The organism is Providencia sp. 2024EL-00732, assembly GCF_044006275.1.
GTDB lineage: Bacteria > Pseudomonadota > Gammaproteobacteria > Enterobacterales > Enterobacteriaceae > Providencia > Providencia huashanensis.
In genome coordinates this window covers 460,420-478,316 of sequence record NZ_JBIPDG010000001.1, presented here as the reverse complement: position 1 = coordinate 478,316, position 17,897 = coordinate 460,420, and the positions used below count along the sequence as shown (strand labels likewise).

18 protein-coding genes are annotated in these 17,897 nt (G+C 36.8%); 6 read left to right on the top strand and 12 right to left on the bottom strand.

Going from position 1 to position 17,897, the window contains the following annotated elements; all coding sequences use genetic code 11:
• The first annotated feature begins 195 nt into the window (after positions 1–195).
• Positions 196–444, top strand: a complete 249-nt coding sequence (locus ACHB7C_RS02200) for a helix-turn-helix transcriptional regulator (protein WP_166684877.1) — start codon at positions 196–198, stop codon at positions 442–444.
• Between the two features lie 193 nt (positions 445–637).
• Positions 638–1,279, top strand: a complete 642-nt coding sequence (catA, locus tag ACHB7C_RS02195; RefSeq protein WP_129465843.1) for a type A chloramphenicol O-acetyltransferase — start codon at positions 638–640, stop codon at positions 1,277–1,279.
• 85 nt (positions 1,280–1,364) lie between these two features.
• Here catA and ACHB7C_RS02190 read toward each other — a convergent pair whose 3' ends face one another.
• Both ACHB7C_RS02190 and ACHB7C_RS02185 read right to left on the bottom strand, forming a co-directional pair.
• Positions 1,365–1,505 carry a hypothetical protein gene (locus ACHB7C_RS02190; protein ID WP_164975491.1) on the bottom strand — a complete coding sequence of 47 codons (141 nt, stop codon included), beginning with the start codon at positions 1,503–1,505 and terminating at the stop codon, positions 1,365–1,367.
• A 282-nt stretch (positions 1,506–1,787) separates the two neighbouring features.
• The gene (locus tag ACHB7C_RS02185; protein WP_042843991.1) at positions 1,788–2,024 is read right to left on the bottom strand and encodes a YgdI/YgdR family lipoprotein; all 237 of its coding nucleotides are present in this window, start codon (positions 2,022–2,024) and stop codon (positions 1,788–1,790) included.
• Between the two features lie 879 nt (positions 2,025–2,903).
• On the opposite strand from ACHB7C_RS02185, the gene ttcA reads away from it, so the two are divergent.
• Positions 2,904–3,818: a tRNA 2-thiocytidine(32) synthetase TtcA gene (gene ttcA, locus ACHB7C_RS02180; protein ID WP_042843992.1), complete on the top strand. Its 915-nt coding sequence runs from the start codon at positions 2,904–2,906 to the stop codon at positions 3,816–3,818.
• A gap of 258 nt (positions 3,819–4,076) precedes the next feature.
• Here ttcA and zntB read toward each other — a convergent pair whose 3' ends face one another.
• Complete coding sequence (gene zntB / locus ACHB7C_RS02175) at positions 4,077–5,060, bottom strand: zinc transporter ZntB (RefSeq protein WP_042843993.1); 984 nt, start codon at positions 5,058–5,060, stop codon at positions 4,077–4,079.
• Between the two features lie 346 nt (positions 5,061–5,406).
• A complete protein-coding gene (locus ACHB7C_RS02170) occupies positions 5,407–7,029 on the bottom strand; it encodes an ABC transporter substrate-binding protein (protein ID WP_042843994.1) in 1,623 nt (540 codons plus the stop codon).
• A 661-nt stretch (positions 7,030–7,690) separates the two neighbouring features.
• Here ACHB7C_RS02170 and tpx point away from each other — a divergent pair.
• Positions 7,691–8,194 (top strand): thiol peroxidase, encoded by a 504-nt coding sequence (gene tpx / locus ACHB7C_RS02165; RefSeq protein WP_042843995.1) that lies wholly within the window; start codon positions 7,691–7,693, stop codon positions 8,192–8,194.
• 79 nt (positions 8,195–8,273) lie between these two features.
• Here the strand turns inward: tpx and ACHB7C_RS02160 are convergent, their stop codons facing one another.
• The 8 genes from ACHB7C_RS02160 to pspA all read right to left on the bottom strand — a co-directional run bounded on the left by ACHB7C_RS02160 (position 8,274) and on the right by pspA (position 15,250).
• A complete protein-coding gene (locus ACHB7C_RS02160) occupies positions 8,274–8,648 on the bottom strand; it encodes a hypothetical protein (RefSeq protein WP_042843996.1) in 375 nt (124 codons plus the stop codon).
• A gap of 218 nt (positions 8,649–8,866) precedes the next feature.
• Positions 8,867–9,295 carry a hypothetical protein gene (locus ACHB7C_RS02155; RefSeq protein ID WP_071548028.1) on the bottom strand — a complete coding sequence of 143 codons (429 nt, stop codon included), beginning with the start codon at positions 9,293–9,295 and terminating at the stop codon, positions 8,867–8,869.
• A 5-nt stretch (positions 9,296–9,300) separates the two neighbouring features.
• A complete protein-coding gene (gene tyrR, locus ACHB7C_RS02150) occupies positions 9,301–10,860 on the bottom strand; it encodes a transcriptional regulator TyrR (protein ID WP_042843998.1) in 1,560 nt (519 codons plus the stop codon).
• A gap of 240 nt (positions 10,861–11,100) precedes the next feature.
• Positions 11,101–12,156, bottom strand: a complete 1,056-nt coding sequence (locus ACHB7C_RS02145; protein WP_166684876.1) for a YcjF family protein — start codon at positions 12,154–12,156, stop codon at positions 11,101–11,103.
• The gene (locus tag ACHB7C_RS02140; RefSeq protein WP_395346264.1) at positions 12,153–13,550 is read right to left on the bottom strand and encodes a YcjX family protein; all 1,398 of its coding nucleotides are present in this window, start codon (positions 13,548–13,550) and stop codon (positions 12,153–12,155) included. The genes ACHB7C_RS02145 and ACHB7C_RS02140 overlap by 4 nt, the downstream gene beginning before the upstream one ends.
• A 367-nt stretch (positions 13,551–13,917) precedes the next feature.
• Complete coding sequence (pspC, locus tag ACHB7C_RS02135) at positions 13,918–14,274, bottom strand: envelope stress response membrane protein PspC (protein ID WP_042844002.1); 357 nt, start codon at positions 14,272–14,274, stop codon at positions 13,918–13,920.
• A complete protein-coding gene (pspB, locus tag ACHB7C_RS02130) occupies positions 14,274–14,504 on the bottom strand; it encodes an envelope stress response membrane protein PspB (protein ID WP_042844003.1) in 231 nt (76 codons plus the stop codon). Before pspB ends, pspC begins: the two co-directional genes overlap by 1 nt.
• A gap of 80 nt (positions 14,505–14,584) precedes the next feature.
• Positions 14,585–15,250: a phage shock protein PspA gene (gene pspA, locus ACHB7C_RS02125; RefSeq protein WP_042844004.1), complete on the bottom strand. Its 666-nt coding sequence runs from the start codon at positions 15,248–15,250 to the stop codon at positions 14,585–14,587.
• A 267-nt stretch (positions 15,251–15,517) separates the two neighbouring features.
• Here pspA and pspF point away from each other — a divergent pair, with 267 nt between their 5' ends.
• Both pspF and ACHB7C_RS02115 read left to right on the top strand, forming a co-directional pair.
• Complete coding sequence (gene pspF, locus ACHB7C_RS02120; RefSeq protein WP_048607030.1) at positions 15,518–16,528, top strand: phage shock protein operon transcriptional activator; 1,011 nt, start codon at positions 15,518–15,520, stop codon at positions 16,526–16,528.
• A gap of 567 nt (positions 16,529–17,095) precedes the next feature.
• Entirely contained in the window at positions 17,096–17,701 is a 606-nt protein-coding gene (locus ACHB7C_RS02115; RefSeq protein ID WP_042844006.1) for a hypothetical protein, read from the top strand.
• Positions 17,702–17,897 lie beyond the last annotated feature (196 nt).

The following is a 17,897-nucleotide window of genomic DNA, read 5'->3' as shown; positions in this document are numbered from 1 at the left end:
CATCCTACTAATTTCAAACATATAGCACATATAAAATATCATTAAATTTTGATAGCTAAACTATTCAAATTAAATTAGTTTAAATTAACATTGCTTATTAATAACTTTAATCTTTCATTTTACAGATTATTACCCATTGAATATTAATTTTCATCTACGATAATCACTAAAAAACTCACTGAAAAAATGGCTATTATGAAGAAAAACAAAGTTGGTAACATCGTATTAGGTAATTTTATTAAGGAAAAACGTCTAGAAAGTCAATTAACGACAAAGCAAGTAGCAGAACTGATTTCTGTTTCTGAACGCGTCTATATAAAATATGAGGATGGCTCCCTATCTATATTTATAGACCACCTTGTATTACTTTCTAAGGTATTCAAGGTTGATCTTAAGGTGCTGTTTGATATTTATATTGATGCAGAACCATCTTCTAAATTATAGTATTACCTTTATGATTGTACACTAAGGACGCTCTTATTTAGATTATGTCACATTTAACTCGACAAGATATAACTACTCAGTAAAATATTAATCTATTATAACCATTATACAAGGGGCTATCATAATGTTACCAAAAGCAGAAAAACTCCCCTTCTAATAAAAAATTTCCATTTATTATTAGAAGGGTTTAAAAGTGAATTACATAAAATTTAACGTTGATACATGGCAACGTAAAGAGCACTTCCATGTATACGACCAACTTATAAACTGTGGTTTTAGTTTAACAACGAAGATAAATATCACCAATTTAAAAAAGCAAATAGATTCAACAAATTATAGTTTTTACCCAGTTATTATTTATTTGCTATCACAAGTGGCAAATACCTACGATGAGTTTAAATTAGCCAAAAAAAATGGTGAGCTTATTTTATGGGATAAAATTAACCCAAGCTTTACAATTTTCCACCAAGAAACTGAAACATTTTCTGCTTTATGGTGCGAGTATTCTGATGATATTTGCCAATTTATGGAGAATTATCATCAACAGTTGATATTGTACAAAGATAACCCCAAATTATCTCCTCAGCCAATACAAGCTGACAATCTCTTTTATATATCATCTTTGCCATGGGTAGAATTTGATAGCTTTAATTTGAATATCTCTGATATAACAAAAAATTTCGCCCCAATTTTTACTATAGGGAAATTTTACAGTGAGAACGATACATTATTACTTCCACTAGCAGTACAAGTACATCATGCTGTCTGTGATGGTTTTCATGTTGGTAGGTTTCTCATGAGATTACAAAAACTGTGTGATGAATTCACTATTTAGTTCTATTTAACCAGTCAGAAGGAAGTTAAACCTTCCTTCTTTCCAGATAAACACAGGCGATAACTATTAATATAGTGCAGAATTTTTACCCTATAAATAGCCAACTGATAAATACCACATCACCTATAGCCCCACTTTGAACGATATATTCTACTGGGGTGACCACCATTTTTATGGTATTTGCTATAGTATATGAAATCAACTCCATCGGGTTTATTGTAGGCATGTTTCCTCCATTTTTATCTAGGTTAATCACTTGTTTATTAGTATTCAATCAGATAAAAACTATAAATTTTTCTATTCCATTTTTACTTAACCACACCAACTTCTATCTTAGTTGTACCATCATATCCCTTCTAGCGACATTATTGTACTTTGGAGGTTTCAATTACCTATCCGAACAAATAAAAAACCTCTACATAAAGAGGTTTTTTATCACATCAATGACCTAGCTAAAGTACATCGATGAATGCGATTAAATTAACACCAAAACAATATATGAACTTAATTAATTTTGTAACTCATTCATATTTTTTATTTGGTCTCTGTTTATCTGCTCAATCTCACCCGTTTCAGCATTTTTATAGGAAACCAGTCCTGTTTCGCTATCCACTTCAGGTTTTCCATCTGAAATAATAGCCCGGCCGTCAACAGTCTCTATTTTTTGATTTGATGAACACCCTGCGATACCCATCACTGATATAGAGGCGAATATAAAAATGGCAAATAACTTTTTAATTTTCATATCTATCTCCTAATTCAGTTAATAACAACGCCTACATATATTAAATATAATATATAAGTCGAAACTTTCAAGTAAATAGATTAAAGCATCAATATTAAAATTAGGTTTATTAACTTTTTATTCACCAGAAAAATACCATAACTAATTGATAATTAACAAAAAAAACAAAATCAAAAACAATCATCAACTTACACTATTACTCATTATATTTACAAATATAACGGTAACTTTATAAAAAACAAAATTAATCACCAAATTAAAATCATAATATTAATCACGCGTTATTAATTAACACTACAGGGCATTTTTTGTCACCCCTCTATAAAAATAGAAATATTAATAGCGGTATATTTAATAACTCAAATCTAATATAAGCTAATTTGGACTCTGTTTACGTAACTCAAATATTTTTAGAAAAAATCGCTCATTTAATATAATGAACTCAAAAAATTAAACAAAGTTAACTAGCTGTACGATAGTATTAACCCTACATTTTTAGCTCTACCATTTTAGATTGGACTTCGACTCATCAATTAGAGCTTACCCATTATTTTTCAAGTTAATGTACCTCCTCAAGTTGCTTGCCAAACTATCACACTAGTCAAGAAGCAAGACACATAATAAAGCTTTTTTACTAATTAGTATCGAAAGCCCCCAACCATCTGCTATCATTACAGGCTAAGAAATTTCTATGCTAGGAATGTTTTTTAGTTTTGTGTCTGTTAGCTATTTATTTCTAATCTTGGGACTTGGTTTTTTTGATTTTTTCAGGCAAAAATAACCGAAAAGTGACACCCAACCATGAACATCACAAAGCTAAAAAACAATTAATTTACAGCTAATTGCGTAACAACCAGCAACAATGAAGAACAATTTAGAATGACAAACAATAAAGAACAATACAACTTAAACAAGCTGCAAAAAAGGATCCGCCGTGATGTCGGCCAAGCGATCGCTGATTTCAATATGATTGAAGATGGTGACCGGATAATGGTTTGTTTATCCGGTGGCAAGGACAGTTATACCTTACTTTCCATTCTACAAAGCTTGCAAAAAAGTGCACCAATCCAATTTTCATTGGTGGCTGTAAACTTAGACCAAAAGCAACCGGGTTTTCCTGAACATATTTTACCCGCCTATCTTGACAACCTTGGCGTTGAATACAAAATTGTTGAAGAAAATACCTATGGCATTGTTAAAGAAAAAATTCCGGAAGGCAAAACAACCTGCTCCCTATGCTCCCGTTTACGTCGTGGGATCTTATACCGCACAGCCACAGAATTAGGCGCGACAAAAATAGCGCTTGGTCATCATCGTGATGATATTTTGCAAACCATGTTCTTAAATATGTTTTACGGTGGTAAATTAAAGGGTATGCCACCTAAACTAATGAGCGATGACGGAAAACATATCGTTATTCGCCCTCTGGCTTATTGCCGTGAAAAAGACATTGAGCGTTTCGCACAAGCTAAACAATTTCCCATCATTCCTTGTAACCTTTGCGGTTCACAGCCAAACCTGCAACGGCAAGTGATCAAAGAAATGTTACGTGATTGGGATAAACGCTACCCTGGTAGAATTGAAACCATGTTCCGTGCCACCCAAAATGTTGTTCCATCTCATTTATGTGATACCGAGCTTTTTGATTTCAAAAATATTTCTCACGGCGATGACATCATCGATGGTGGAGATTTAGCATTTGATCGAGAAGAAATCCCACTGCAAGCTTTTACTGATGAAGATGATACCCCAGATTTTATTACACAACGTCTTGATATCGTAGAAGTGAAATAATTAACCTATAGCCTCCATAACGGAGGTTATTTTTTGTCGGATTTTAAGCAAAAAAAAAAGCCGATGTAATCAACATCGGCATTACAGTGGTCAATTATTCTGTATAAGAACTCAATATGAGAAAAACTACAATTATGGAGCACAACGTTCATCGCTCAACGTTGCATTCACCTGCAGGACTTATACTGCCCTAAAACCCCATTGGTTTTATTGATTTATCTCAAACTAGGTTGGGTTATAAATAATAAGTCATCAATTTTAGAGCCAACGGCTTTTTCTCAACCACCATAAGACCGTTCCAATTAAGATCGCCAATAAAACACAAAAGGCGCTAAAAGCAAAACGGAACTCATTTCCTGGTATCCCGCCTAAATTAACACCAAACAACCCTGTCAAAAAAGTAGTGGGTAAAAATATCATCGCCATTAATGACATTGTATAGATACGACGATTCATCATCTCTGTCATCATATTAGTTATCTCATCAGAAATAATCGCGGTACGAGCGATAAAACCATCGAGATCTTCAATACAGCGCCCTAATCTATCTGATATTTCTTGAATTCGACGACGGTCGGTATCATCTAACCACAGTAATTTTTCAGTCGTTAAACGTGAAAACATATCCCGCTGAGGAGCCATGTAACGGCGAACTACAATGATCTGCTTGCGAAGTAAAGCAAGCTCCCCTCTTTCCGGAATTTGGCCATTTAATATAAAATCTTCCATATCAATTAGGCGTTCATGCAGAGAGTCAGTAAAATCACTTATTTCATCCGTAATCGAATCAGCAACCTCAACTAACCAATCTCCCGTACTTTGTGCGCCCACGCTTTGTTTTAAATCATCGATAACAGGGTCAAGTGAATTAACTTTTCGGTGGCGACTTGAAATTATCATCCGGTTGTTAATGAATACACGAAAAGCAATTAACTGCTCAGGACGCTGACCGACATTAGTATTTAAGGTTTGCAGTGTTAATAAAATACCATCACCAACCCGGATCAACCGCCAACGACCAGAATGACCTGATAGCGCTGATTTTACTTGGTCATTAAATAAACCCGATTGTTGGATCCAATTAAAACTTTGTGGGTCTTTATAATCGTAATGAAGCCAAAATGGCGATTGCTGACTGGCACTCGCATTAACATCAAGTGGCAGCAGCCCACCGTCCCCATTTAACTGAAACGCATGTACAGGATTTGAGTTTTGAAATAATGAACCATAAATCAGCCCCATGCAATTTCTCCCTTTTATTAACAATATATTATTTTTAATCGAATAAATGAAGTATTGCAATTATTTCAAGGCGATGTTTGAAATCAAAAGCGCAGAACAATAAAAACCCATAGAAGACAAATAGACCATGATAAATAGTAAAATATCGCCATTTTTGCTAAAAAAAGACACATCGTTGACACAAACGAGCAATAAAATAACTTATAAATTTTTTATTATAAAAAGGTAGTGTTTATTCCTTTTTGGTCCTCCTTCCCTTTCTCCAGAGGAAGGAGTTTTTTTAGATACTAACTTAAAAAATTAGCCTATACCTAGTACAGGCTAAGTAAATATTTAATATGTTACGTTAGTGTTTTATGATATAAAAACTATGGCTATAGGCCACATCCTCTGGGTTTTCAATCGGATACCCCTTTAACCAAGGCTTAATTAAACGTGCATTAGTATATTGATAGATAGGAGCAATAGGTGCCTCTTTAGCAATAATTTTTTCCGCGTTATTATAATATTGGTTACGTAATCGCTCATTGGTCTCAATACTGGCGGACCCCATAACGTCATCATATTGCTGGCTATTAAACTTTGGAATATTGCCACTATGTTGTGATGTTAATAAAGACAAAAATGTCGACGGCTCATTAAAATCCCCAATCCATGATGCCCTGATAACATCAAAGTTCCCAGTATTACGGCTATCAATATATGTTTTCCACTCCTGATTAACTAACTTAACTTCAGCACCTAATTTTTTCTTCCACATAGAAGCAATAGCAATGGCTATTTTTTGATGGTTTTCTGAACTATTATACAATAATGTTAATTTCAACGGGCGATTTGTACCAAACCCAGCTTCTTGCAACAAAACTTTCGCTTGCTGGTCTAATTCTTTTTGCGAGTAGCTGTTATATAAGCCTTTCTCTGGTTTAAACCCGTCAGTAACATCTGGAGTAAAATAATAAGCTGGCTTTTCTCCTGTCCCTAATACCTTGCTCGCAATTAATTGGCGGTCAATCGCCATAGACAACGCTTTTCTGACCCTAACATCACTCGTTGGCGCACGTTGTGTATTAAAAGCGTAATAATAAGTCCCTAATTGATCTGGTGTAAAAACCTCATTAGGAATATCCCTTAACAATTTTTGATAGCGTTGCTTGGGGAATGATTCTGTAATGTCTAAATCCCCAGCTAGATAACGGTTTGTTGCATGAGATTCTTGATTAATAGGTACAAAAGTCACCTTAGTAACCACCGTATTTTTATGATCCCAATAATTTGTATTTGGCGTTAAAACAATTTTTTCATTTACAACACGGTCAGATAATACAAATGCACCATTACCAACGAGATTTCCTACTTTTATCCAATTAGCACCAAATTTCTCAACGGTTTCGCGATGTACTGGAAATAAACTAAAATTAGCAGTAAGAGATGGAAAATACGGGACTGGTTTATTTAACACAATTTTTAACGTGTGTTGATCAACTGCCTCCACACCAAGTTGCTCGACAGGCAATTTCCCATCAATAATATCTTGTGCATTGTTGATACCAGCTAATGCAGCAAACCAAGCAAAAGGGGACGTCGTATTAGGCGAAACAAGCCGTTGCCAGCTATAAACAAAATCTTGTGCTGTCACCGGTTCACCATTAGACCAGCGTGCATCAGGACGAAGATTAAATATCCAAACTCGGTTATCCGATGTACTCCAATTAAGCGCAGTTCCAGGAATAGGTTTGCCATGCTTATCTTGGTTAACTAGACCTTCAAAAAGATCTCGCATGACTTGTGCTTCTGTTAACCCTACGGATTTCACTGGGTCCAAAGAAGCTGGTTCATCTTTAAGGTGGCGAGTCACTTCCTGATTTTCAGCTAAAACAGTCCCCGCAGGAATAACTGCACTAATAGCAGGTGTAGTAAAAAAAACTGAAGCAAATAAAATAGTTAAAGGTGTGAATGGACGTTTATGCATTTTATTTTCTATCTGGTTAATATGTAAATTTAACTAAAAATCAGATTTAGCTAAGTGATTTGAATAGAGACAGAGTATGAACAATATTAATCTGTTTAGCCCCCTCTTTATTCACAATTTTTCCTTTATGCAGCATATGCTTTGAGCTTTAAAAAATCCATATCCTAGGTTTTCTTTAGCGTATTGTAAGCTTAAATAGATCTGAGCCTTGGAGCGCGTCGCTATCCCAAAATTTTATGAGTCGCTGCGTCCAATAAAATAACATTAAAGATCATGATATTTTATCCTATAAATTATAGGTTGCTAAAGAAATGGATACAGGCTAACGAGCTTTTGTTACACTCAACAGAGTACTTTGAAAAAGGTATGATAAAAAATGTGGGCATTAACAAGGCTTAACAGTTATATAATCATCCGACGTGATACCTTAATAAGAAACTTAATTTATCGTTATGTCGCCGTGTTAATGAGTCACTTGCCCCACACACAACTTAAGGTATACAGTAAGTCAATGTAGGCAGCAGTATAAATTTTGGTCATTAATAGAGTATAAAACTCAACACTGTGTCACTTTATCTATGAAAGCCTTTAATCGCGAAGACTTTTCTTTAAAAAACAGATTAAGTAACCAGTGACTCAATTTATAAACGGGAGAATATTCATGTCGCAAACAGTTAAACTAAAAGGCAATGATGTTGCAGTTAATGGCGTATTTTTACAAGCAGGAACAAAAGCAAAGCCTTTTACCCTTGTTACGAAAGATCTCAGTGAAGCAACTTTAGAAACGTATGCAGGCAAACGTAAAATCTTAAATATTTTTCCAAGTGTTGATACCGGTGTTTGTGCGGCATCAGTTCGCAAGTTCAATCAACTGGCTAGTGCTTTAGATAACACAGTGGTTCTATGCATTTCAGCCGATTTACCATTTGCACAAGCTCGTTTTTGTGGTGCAGAAGGTATAGACAATGTTGTTATGCTATCCGCTTTTCGTAGTGATTCTTTCGCTGATGATTATGGTGTTGCTCTCGCAAGTGGCCCTTTAAAAGGCCTCACCGCTCGCTCTGTTGTCGTTTTAGATGAAAATGACAATGTTATTTATAGTCAACTAGTACCAGAAATCACTGAAGAACCTGACTATGACGATGCTTTAAACAGTTTAAAATAAGTGATTTAATATTATTTAGGTCACCACCAAGCGGGAAGGTTTATTTCCCGCTTTCACCTTGCTGCAACAAAATATCAAGTCAATCAACATGTGCCCAATAGAGTGGGTGATGGTTCTTCGCATTAACGACATTCGCAAACAATTTATTACCGCTCATGAGTGAAATCAATGTGTGCGATAACGTGCTTAATACTTTTAATGCTTGCTCCTGTGTCACAGGGCAACACGATGTCAAAATATCGATAATTAAATCGCGGGGTTTATAACCATTTTTTACTAAGGCTTCCCACGTAAAACGGTTTTTTTTGGTTAAATATTTCACAGCCGCTTTATTCATTAAATACAATTCAGCAGCCGATGCCGCAGACTCAAACATATCATTTTTATAATGAGACTGACTCATGTATTCACGCAACTTAAGGTTTACAACAAAATTAATGGTGAATTGATCCATGGCGACTCCTTGTAGGCTTTAACCTATTGAATGAGATTAGGTACCCATAAACAGCTGCTATATTTATTATATAGCAGGAAAAATCACCAATTAGCAATAGTATTAGTCGGGTTTTGCCCGTTTGAAATCTAAATATGAGTGGTTAAACAGAAAAATAAGCATTCAGCAAGACAAGCGCGTTTTATCGCCTCCCGCCGAATGGTTAATAAAGAAATGAATTAATCAAGGTGTTTAGTAATTTCTAGCGATGTCCCATCACTATTTTGCCTAAATTGTAAGTGAGTTTCCCCACCTTCGAATTCCTGTTCAATTTTTAAGTTCTGACCACCATTCCAACGGTAGCGAATAGCAACACACCCTTCAGATGGACATGGCATATCCATATCTGTTTTTATCATTAGCTTTTTAGTTAAGAATTGTTGCCCATCAACCAACCCTGCTCGGTAGTGTTGATAGGCTTCTAGGATTGAATCACCCGTAAAATAGCATTTAGTCAACGCACCATTTTCATAGATTTCATCCATAGTTTGCACAGTATCTTGGCAATATTGGTTTAGCTCATTATTTGGTATCGATGTTTCCGCCATCATTGGTGTACTCACTCCAACCAATATTGCAGCTAATATGAATGTTAATCTTTTACTCATTGTATTTAATCTTGCTCTTTTTTGGTATTGAGGCCATATTCTCTCAGCTTATTGGCAATTGCTGTATGAGAAATATCCAAACGTTTTGCTAATTTGCGCGTACTTGGATAATCACGGTATAAACGTGACAACACAGAAGCTTCATAACGCTTCGTTATTTCATCTAGAGAACCATTAAGTGAATCTAACGCCAGAGCAGGTGTGTTCGCAACAGTTGGCAGTTGGACGTTATCTGCATCTAAAATATGGCCATCTAATTGCGTTAAACTTTGATAAAGTGCATTTCTTAACTGCCTTACATTGCCCGGCCAGTCATAACTTCCCAAATACTCAATTAATGAAGGCGTTAATTTAGGTTCAGCCATATGTAATTCTTTCGAGAAACTCGCAACAAATGCTTTAGTCAACGGTAAAATATCTTCTTTGCGTTCACGTAATGGCGGTATAGCTAGTGTTAACACATTTAAACGGTAGTAAAGGTCTTCCCTAAATTTCTTCTCTGCGACTAGCTGAGGTAAATTTTTCTGCGTAGCGCAAATCACGCGAACATTCACTTTCACTTCCCGCTCTTCGCCAACACGCCTGAATGTCCCATCATTTAGAAAACGTAATAATTTAATTTGCATTTGAGGCGACATTTCTGCAATTTCATCAAGTAAAACAGTGCCACCATTTGCTTGTTCAAAAAAACCTTTTTTACCTTCAACTGCATTTGGATACGCCCCTGCGGCATAACCAAATAATTCACTTTCCACCACATCATCAGGCATCGAAGCACAATTTAACCCTAAGAAAGGTTCTTTCCCCCTCGCGCTATGTAAATGGCAAGCTTTCGCTAAAATATCTTTCCCTGTTCCTGTTTCACCCACAAGTAACAAGGGTTCATCAAGCATCGCTATACGTTTTGCCCGTTCAACCACATTTACCATCACAGGGCTAACAGCAATAATTTGTTCAAAGCCGCTTTTATCAATTTCAACCACTTGTTTACGCTGTTGGTCTAAAATTTCAGCCGATTTCAGCAATAACACTGCACCTGTACAATGGGATTTACCATTTTCATCAGCCAAGATAATTGGCGTGACTTGCATTAAATAGTCTCGGCCTTTAATAACGACTTTTTCTGTATAAGGCTCTGGTGATTCACGTTCAAACCAACGCAATAAACCTTGGCTACCAACGAGTTGAGAAAATGTTTTCTCACGAATTTTGGTTTCATCGTAGCCAAATAATTGTAATGTCATTGGGTTAACCAATTCGATATTTAATTTATTATCAATAGACAAAACGGGCTCTGGAAATGAATTTAATAACGCCCAAACAGCTTTATGCTCTCGTTCTGAAGGCATAAAGTAAATTCGACGTACATCAATGACACCATTAATACGGCGAATCTCTGCCATCAATGTACTAAATACCTGAAAATCTACAGGTGTGAAGTTAAGGTAAATTTTACGTTGTGGTGAAATCTCAATCCCTTTCAAGTCAATATTTTGCAGGACTAAAAGATCAAGTAATTCACGTGTTAAACCGATTCGGTCTTGGCAGGTCACTTCGAGGCGCATGGATAGAAACCTTTATCAGAAAAGTCGATTGAATAAAGGTATTTTAGCGTTAAATACTAGGGGAATACAGTGTTTGTGTCACATATTGTTGACAGTCTGTAATGTTAACGTGAATACTCAGACAATATCACTATTTTAGGCTTTTTTTTGTGTGTTGGAATAGCAATAAAACTATTAATTGACAAATAATGCTGCAGGGTGAGTCAAAACTGTCAACTCCCCCTGCCAATTATTCTCTATTTATGATTTATTTTTCTTACTGGGAATAACATTCTTTAATTGACCAATAAGTTGATGACGAAAATCAGCTAACCTTGGTTTGTCTTCAATCCAAGGCAATGGCCGGCATAGCTCCATCGCTTTGATACCAAGGCGAGCGGTTAGCAAGCCTGCACCGATACCTTGTGCGGCACGTGTCGATAAACGCGCGGTGATATCCTGTGACAGCCAATCCATACCGACCTCACGGATCAATTCAGATGCTCCAGCGAATGCAATATTGATTAACACCATACGAAACAACCTAATACGGCTATAATAGCCCAATTCTATGCCATAAATTGCAGCAATTCGGTTGATTAAACGAATGTTACGCCATGCAATGAAAGCCATATCGACAATCGCTAATGGGCTAACCGCGATCATGATTGCCGACTCAGCCGAGCAACGACTAATTTCTTTGCGTGCTTGTTCATCCAAAATAGGTTGAACCATTCTGCTGTATAATTCTACGATTTCTCGGTCATTATGAGAATCATGGATAGTTGCCTGCCAACGTTGCAGTGCGGGGTGTTGTGCCGATAATGCCGATTGTTTGGCCAGTTTTTCACAAAAAGGCTTTCCTTGCCCCATGCCATGGCTGTGTAAAAGTTCTCGCGCAAAATCCCGTTCTTGCGCCCGCTCTCTTAAGCGGTACAAGCGCCGCCATTCTCCCGCAATTGACCCTACACCGGCAATAATAATCAAGCCCCCTGCTGCCGCAGTACCTAGGGCCGTCCAATCCTGAGTAACCCATGACTGGTGTATCCAAATACCTAATTGAGCGACCACACTGACAGCAAAAACCCCCACTGCGGTTCCGACTAACTTACGCCAAAAACTTCTTTTAGGTTTTAATGCTTCGTTAATTAGGCTTTCTACCTCACCTTCTTGGTTATCTTGTTCTAATTCCAAAGAGATAGGCGTAAATTTTTCAAGCTCTTGCTCATCAAAAAAATGTGCCTTTTTCAGCTTTTCTTCATTTTCTTTTTCAAGGCTATCAGCAAAATCAAGACGGTGTTTTAGAGGTTCATTCATTTTAGTTTATCTCCCAACAGAAATTCTAGCGCGCTATCCATACGGATATGGGGCAATGGTTGGTCAATAGGTGTAAATCGTGGCCTAAAGTTTTCAAACTGGAAACCTTGCCGTTGCCAGAATTGCTCATTTGGCAGCCGTTTTGGCACTTCCCCTGGATAAAAAGTCAACGGCAAACCATCACTTAAGCGCTCGCCTTTTAAAGCGGGTAGTTTCTCGCCTTTATAATCCACAAGACCGCTTTCTGTGGCCTGTATCGACGCTAACCCAACACAATCCATGCTTATCCCTTCAAATGCGGCGTGTTGCCAAGCTTCTTGAACCAATTGTTGTAAAAGCGCCACTAAATTTGCATGTTGATCAGGGGTAACATGATCGGACTTACTGGCAGCAAACAGTAATTTATCAATACAAGGAGAAAATAAGCGTCTTAATAATGTCCGTTTCCCATATTGAAAGCTGCGCATCAATTGGGTCAGCGCCATTCTCATATCATTAAATGCATCAGCCCCACTGTTTAACGGTTGCAAGCAATCAACTAAAACAATTTGCCGATCAAAGCGTTGAAAATGCTCCCGATAAAACCCTTTTACTACGTGCTCACAATAATATTGATAACGCTGTTGTAACGCGCCAATATTCGTATTCTTACCTGCTTGGGCGAGCTTTTTCTCCCCATATTTTGCAACATTTGGCCAAGGGAAAAATTGCAACGCTGGAGCCCCAGCCAATTCCGCAGGTAATACAAAACGACCAGGCTGAATAAAATGTTGCCCTTGGGCCTTACATTCTAATAAATATTGTGTATAGGCTTCTGAAATTTCAGCCAATAAATTCTCATCGACAGGCGCTAATGGGTCACATTTCTCACACAAAGTCAGCCATGATTGCGCTAAATGAGCTCGTTCCCCTTTGACTAAAGTATGCATTTGCTCTGACCAAGCCAAATAATGCAAATCCAGCATAGGAAGATCCAATAGCCATTCACCTGGGTAATCAACTATTTCCAAATATAGCGAAGAATTATCAACAAAATGGCGAAGGAAAGAATCTTCTGAACGATAATGTAATTTTAAGCTGATTTCACTCACGCCTCGAGTCGGCGTTGGCCATTGTGGAGGTTGACCATAGAGTGAAGCGATCCCTTCATCGTACGCAAAACGTGGTACCGATAAATCACGGTGAGGAACGCGTTTAACACCCAATAATCGTTTGTCCCTTGCAGCGGAAAATAATGGTAACCGGGCACCAGTATTAACATTCAATAATTGATTAACTAACGAGGTGATAAATGCCGTCTTACCACTACGGCTAAGCCCGGTTACTGCTAGCCTGACATGACGGTCAACACTCCGGTTCATCAAATCAGTTAATTCATTTTGCAGCCGTTTCATGCTCCTCCGAAGACTTATCCTTTAAATATAAATCAATTTCACCAACAACACTGGTGGTTAGATAGATAATACCCTTATTAATTTAGCATAAAACAACAAATTGAATTAGGTTAACCGCTTAATTAACGCATTTATTAGCCACTTACTGCTCAACAGCTTAATTATTTTCCCGATGACACCCGCAGGGCCATAAGTCATCAATAACAATAAAATAAATTTAACTCCTCTCTTCAATATTAGTTGTTTAGCGAATTTTTTTAATCGAGGATTGGTTTGATTTGACATACTGCGCTCACTGACACGTTGAAAACAAAAGGGATTCGGCATCAATACCTAACCCCTTATCGTGTGATGACAATGCGAAATGTTATAGATCACGAAATTTACTATTAACAGTATAAGTATCTGAAGTTACATATCTTTCAATCTGGCGTAGCTTCATTTCACCTGATTTTAACTGTGTATCTATTTGGTTTATTAGGCTACTCACTTCAGGCCCAATATCTTGCTCTGAGCGATAACCACTTGGCGCGGTTTCAACAACAAAGCACATAACAATATACAAAATTAATGTAATTCCGAAACTGACAAATAAAGCCAGTACAGCCAATGCCCTAACCAAAGCAACCGGAAGTTCCAAGTATTCTGCAATACCCGAACATACACCACCGAACACTCGTCTATCCGTTAAACGGTACAGCTTACGGCCGCGAAATTGAGTCATTATTTTTGCCTCCAATTTGGGTGCTCTGCATCCAAAATGTCTTCAAGCGTTTTAATACGTTGCTGCATATGTGATGCCTGTTCAGCCAATTGCATTAAACGCTGTATTTCATTTTCGGTTAGCTGACTCCCTTGCCCATTATTCTTTTTGCTGTAGTGTAACCACAGCCAAATAGGCAAAATAAAAATGAGAAAAATTATTAATCCGAGAGACAGAAAAACGTAGCCCATCACATTTCCTTATACATATGGTTTGCTTGTCTACAGCACTGATACGATGTTACCAACGCATCAGTGCATCAAAAATACTGTTATTGCTCTTTGTTTATTTTAGCTTTAAGTGCAGCTAATTGCGCACTAATTTCATCGTCTGCTTTCAATTCAGCAAACTGTTGGTCCAGTGATTTTTGTTTGCCAATACCATAACTTTGGGCTTCGCCTTCCATATGGTCGATACGGCGTTCAAACTGTTCGAAACGCGCCATAGCTTCATCAAGCTTGCCGCTATCCAACTGACGGCGAACATTACGGCTTGATTGCGCAGCTTCCATACGAACTACCATGGACTGCTGCTTAGCACGCGTTTCCTGCAGTTTATTTTCCAATTCAGTAATTTCGCCTTTCAAACGGGCTAATGTTTCACCAACAATAATTAGCTCATGTTTTAATGTATCTACCATGTCACTAACTTTTTGTTTTTCAATCAATGCAGCACGCGCTAAATCTTCTTTATCTTTAACGAGTGCTAATTCTGCTTTTTCTTGCCAATCAGCAACTTGCTTTTCACCCATTTCAATACGGCGTTCTAGCCCTTTTTTTTCTGCTAGAGTACGTGCAGATGTTGAGCGAATTTCAACCAACATATCTTCCATTTCCTGAATCATCAGGCGGATCATTTTTTGCGGATCTTCAGCTTTGTCTAACAAAGAAGCGATGTTTGCATTAATGATATCGGCAAAACGTGAAAAAATACCCATTATTTATTTCCTCTTGATGGATTTTATCATTCTGTAGCGCCTCGACCTGATTTGGCTTCCAACCAATACCTGACGCTCCGTAAGTCATACAATTAATTCGTTATACCAAACTATTTGCGAAGAAAATATTGCAACTAGCGTGCCAACTTTAAAATTTATTTATATCCAAATGATTTTTAAGTAAATAATTATATGCTTTCCCTTTTATTTCATTTTAGCCTATAGTAAAAAATAGGCATTTTAAACCAACTATTGGTAAAAATAACCATGAAAGAGACTAATGACCCGATCCTTGGTATTTCAAGTAATTTTTTAGACGTACTAGAACAAACCTCCGAGCTCGCTCAACTGAGTAAACCTATACTGGTTATTGGTGAACGAGGTACAGGTAAAGAGCTTATCGCCGATAGGCTTCATTACTTATCCCCTCGATGGCAAGAAGCTTTTATCTCTCTCAATTGCAGTGGACTCAATGAGAATTTACTGGATTCTGAATTATTCGGACATGAGGCAGGGTCTTTTACAGGCGCACAAAAACGCCATCAAGGCCGCTTTGAACGCGCTGATAAAGGGTCACTTTTTCTGGACGAATTAGCCACAGCCCCAATGTCAGTACAAGAAAAATTATTACGAGTAATTGAATATGGTGAATTAGAACGAGTGGGAGGAAGCCAATCATTACATGTTGATGTTCGTTTAATTTGTGCTACTAATGCGAATTTACCAGAACTGGCGAAACAAGGTCGATTTCGAGCAGACCTCTTAGACAGACTTGCTTTTGATGTAATCCGCATACCACCTTTGCGTGAACGCCAACCAGATATTTTACTACTAGCAGAGCATTTCGCCATTTTAATGTGTGGAGAACTAAAACGTTCACATTTTACTGGTTTTACTCATGATGCCCAACAAACACTACAACAATACCCTTGGCCTGGTAATGTACGTGAATTGAAAAATGTCATAGAGCGCTCCGTATACCGTCATGGTGACCGTGCAGAGCCTGTCAACAATATTATTTTTAACCCCTTTGGAGAGCGACTCACAGAATTACATGAGTCATTACCTGCTCAACAATCTGTGTCTCCTTCTTCCTCAACATTGCCCTCGTTACCTTGTGACTTGCGCCAATGGCAACAAACATCTGAGAAAAGGTTGTTAGAGCAAGCACTTGAAATAAGCCATTTTAACCAACGTAAAGCTGCAAAATTACTTTCATTAAGTTATGACCAACTACGTGGTTTGATTAAAAAACATCAGATTAAATTAGAGCCCTAATAATAAATAGTGTTCAAGTGACATTATGGTTATTTGAACACGGCTTTAAATTTAGACATTATTATCTTCCTTATTAACTGTATTTTTATTGCCAAATATTTCAAAAAATTGGCCTCAACCTTTATTACCTAATACGCGATAACACCTAATAATATTTAAATTTTAAATACATATATATTATTTTTTCTAAATAAAAGCAAAAAACCAAACCCCGAGTTTAAATTTAAGCATATCAATTAGATAAGGTTCAATTTTTATCAACTTGCCTTAAATTAATTAATCTGCAATTATTTTCAATGAGATAAAAAATTAAGGTTATCTTAACTAAGTATTTTATACAATTTTATTGGGTAAATCTTCTCGCACAATAAGTTAATTATTAACATAATGATTATGCCAATGTTATACCCTGCATTCTTATCATTATAATTTTTTACTATTCTCAGAACACTCTTTAATAAATTAAATTATTTCTTTATTTTACAAATTGTCATATTTATCTACTGTGCGAAATGTATTTATGTGATATCTCTAGACCATAACTTTATTTACTAAAAGGAGACTATTATGAAAAATATAAACATTTTAGCTGTAACATTTTTTATTCTAGCTTTATCTCCTATCACCAATGCTGAGTCATTAATGAGAACTTTTTCTTATTGTGACTCATCCTTTTTTGAGAAAATTAAAGAAAGCCCTGCCTTACAAGATGTCTCTGACATTTTAAATAAATCACAGCTTAGTGATGGTAAGCAAATTTCTGTCAATATCAATTTTTCCCCGACAAATAAAGTCACTTTTAACCGTTTTATTGCTAGTCATAGTGATTTTGACAAATATGATGACTTTTCTTATATGGGAATGCGTGGACAGTATTATTTTTGGGGGTTCGAAACAACACAAAGCCTTGAAGAAGTGATCCGCCATACTACATCAAGGATTAGCATTATCAAGATTGGTAATAGTTATATATATTCCCCCATGATTAGGCATAATTTACAAGATCACTGGGTATTTAACGAAAATGCAGCTCAACGTTACAACCTTGACAAGAATGCCGCTGAAAAAATGCTGATTATTGAAAAGGATGAGCAAAGAGGTGTCGTTCGCTTTTTGTGTACCCTTCAAGGCAAAGTGACAAAAGATGATTTAAAATATGTTGGTTTAGAATAAATTCGCTTTTTATTACTGCCGTCTGTGCCAATTGACTGCTTATGTTTGGATAAAAAAAAGCCAGCACCCATGCTGGCTATCAAATAAAACACTGGAAGCAATGTGAGCAATGTCATGCCTTGTCTACATAAGCGTTTGCTTAATCGACAAAACGAATGATAATCGTTATCAATGTCGTTTGTAAAGCTTTTTAATG

What these genes read in the sequence shown, in the direction of transcription:
- ACHB7C_RS02200 (WP_166684877.1), top strand. Translation starts at nt 196, where the DNA reads ATGAAGAAAAACAAAGTTGGTAACATCGTATTAGGTAATTTTATTAAG.
- tpx (WP_042843995.1), top strand. Translation starts at nt 7,691, where the DNA reads ATGTCGCAAACAGTTAAACTAAAAGGCAATGATGTTGCAGTTAATGGC.
- tyrR (WP_042843998.1), bottom strand. Translation starts at nt 10,860, where the DNA reads ATGCGCCTCGAAGTGACCTGCCAAGACCGAATCGGTTTAACACGTGAA.
- ACHB7C_RS02140 (WP_395346264.1), bottom strand. Translation starts at nt 13,550, where the DNA reads ATGAAACGGCTGCAAAATGAATTAACTGATTTGATGAACCGGAGTGTT.
- pspC (WP_042844002.1), bottom strand. Translation starts at nt 14,274, where the DNA reads ATGACTCAATTTCGCGGCCGTAAGCTGTACCGTTTAACGGATAGACGA.
- pspF (WP_048607030.1), top strand. Translation starts at nt 15,518, where the DNA reads ATGAAAGAGACTAATGACCCGATCCTTGGTATTTCAAGTAATTTTTTA.
- pspB (WP_042844003.1), bottom strand. Translation starts at nt 14,504, where the DNA reads ATGGGCTACGTTTTTCTGTCTCTCGGATTAATAATTTTTCTCATTTTT.
- pspA (WP_042844004.1), bottom strand. Translation starts at nt 15,250, where the DNA reads ATGGGTATTTTTTCACGTTTTGCCGATATCATTAATGCAAACATCGCT.
- ttcA (WP_042843992.1), top strand. Translation starts at nt 2,904, where the DNA reads ATGACAAACAATAAAGAACAATACAACTTAAACAAGCTGCAAAAAAGG.
- ACHB7C_RS02155 (WP_071548028.1), bottom strand. Translation starts at nt 9,295, where the DNA reads ATGAGTAAAAGATTAACATTCATATTAGCTGCAATATTGGTTGGAGTG.
- ACHB7C_RS02185 (WP_042843991.1), bottom strand. Translation starts at nt 2,024, where the DNA reads ATGAAAATTAAAAAGTTATTTGCCATTTTTATATTCGCCTCTATATCA.
- zntB (WP_042843993.1), bottom strand. Translation starts at nt 5,060, where the DNA reads ATGGGGCTGATTTATGGTTCATTATTTCAAAACTCAAATCCTGTACAT.
- ACHB7C_RS02145 (WP_166684876.1), bottom strand. Translation starts at nt 12,156, where the DNA reads ATGAATGAACCTCTAAAACACCGTCTTGATTTTGCTGATAGCCTTGAA.
- ACHB7C_RS02160 (WP_042843996.1), bottom strand. Translation starts at nt 8,648, where the DNA reads ATGGATCAATTCACCATTAATTTTGTTGTAAACCTTAAGTTGCGTGAA.
- ACHB7C_RS02190 (WP_164975491.1), bottom strand. Translation starts at nt 1,505, where the DNA reads ATGCCTACAATAAACCCGATGGAGTTGATTTCATATACTATAGCAAAT.
- ACHB7C_RS02115 (WP_042844006.1), top strand. Translation starts at nt 17,096, where the DNA reads ATGAAAAATATAAACATTTTAGCTGTAACATTTTTTATTCTAGCTTTA.
- ACHB7C_RS02170 (WP_042843994.1), bottom strand. Translation starts at nt 7,029, where the DNA reads ATGCATAAACGTCCATTCACACCTTTAACTATTTTATTTGCTTCAGTT.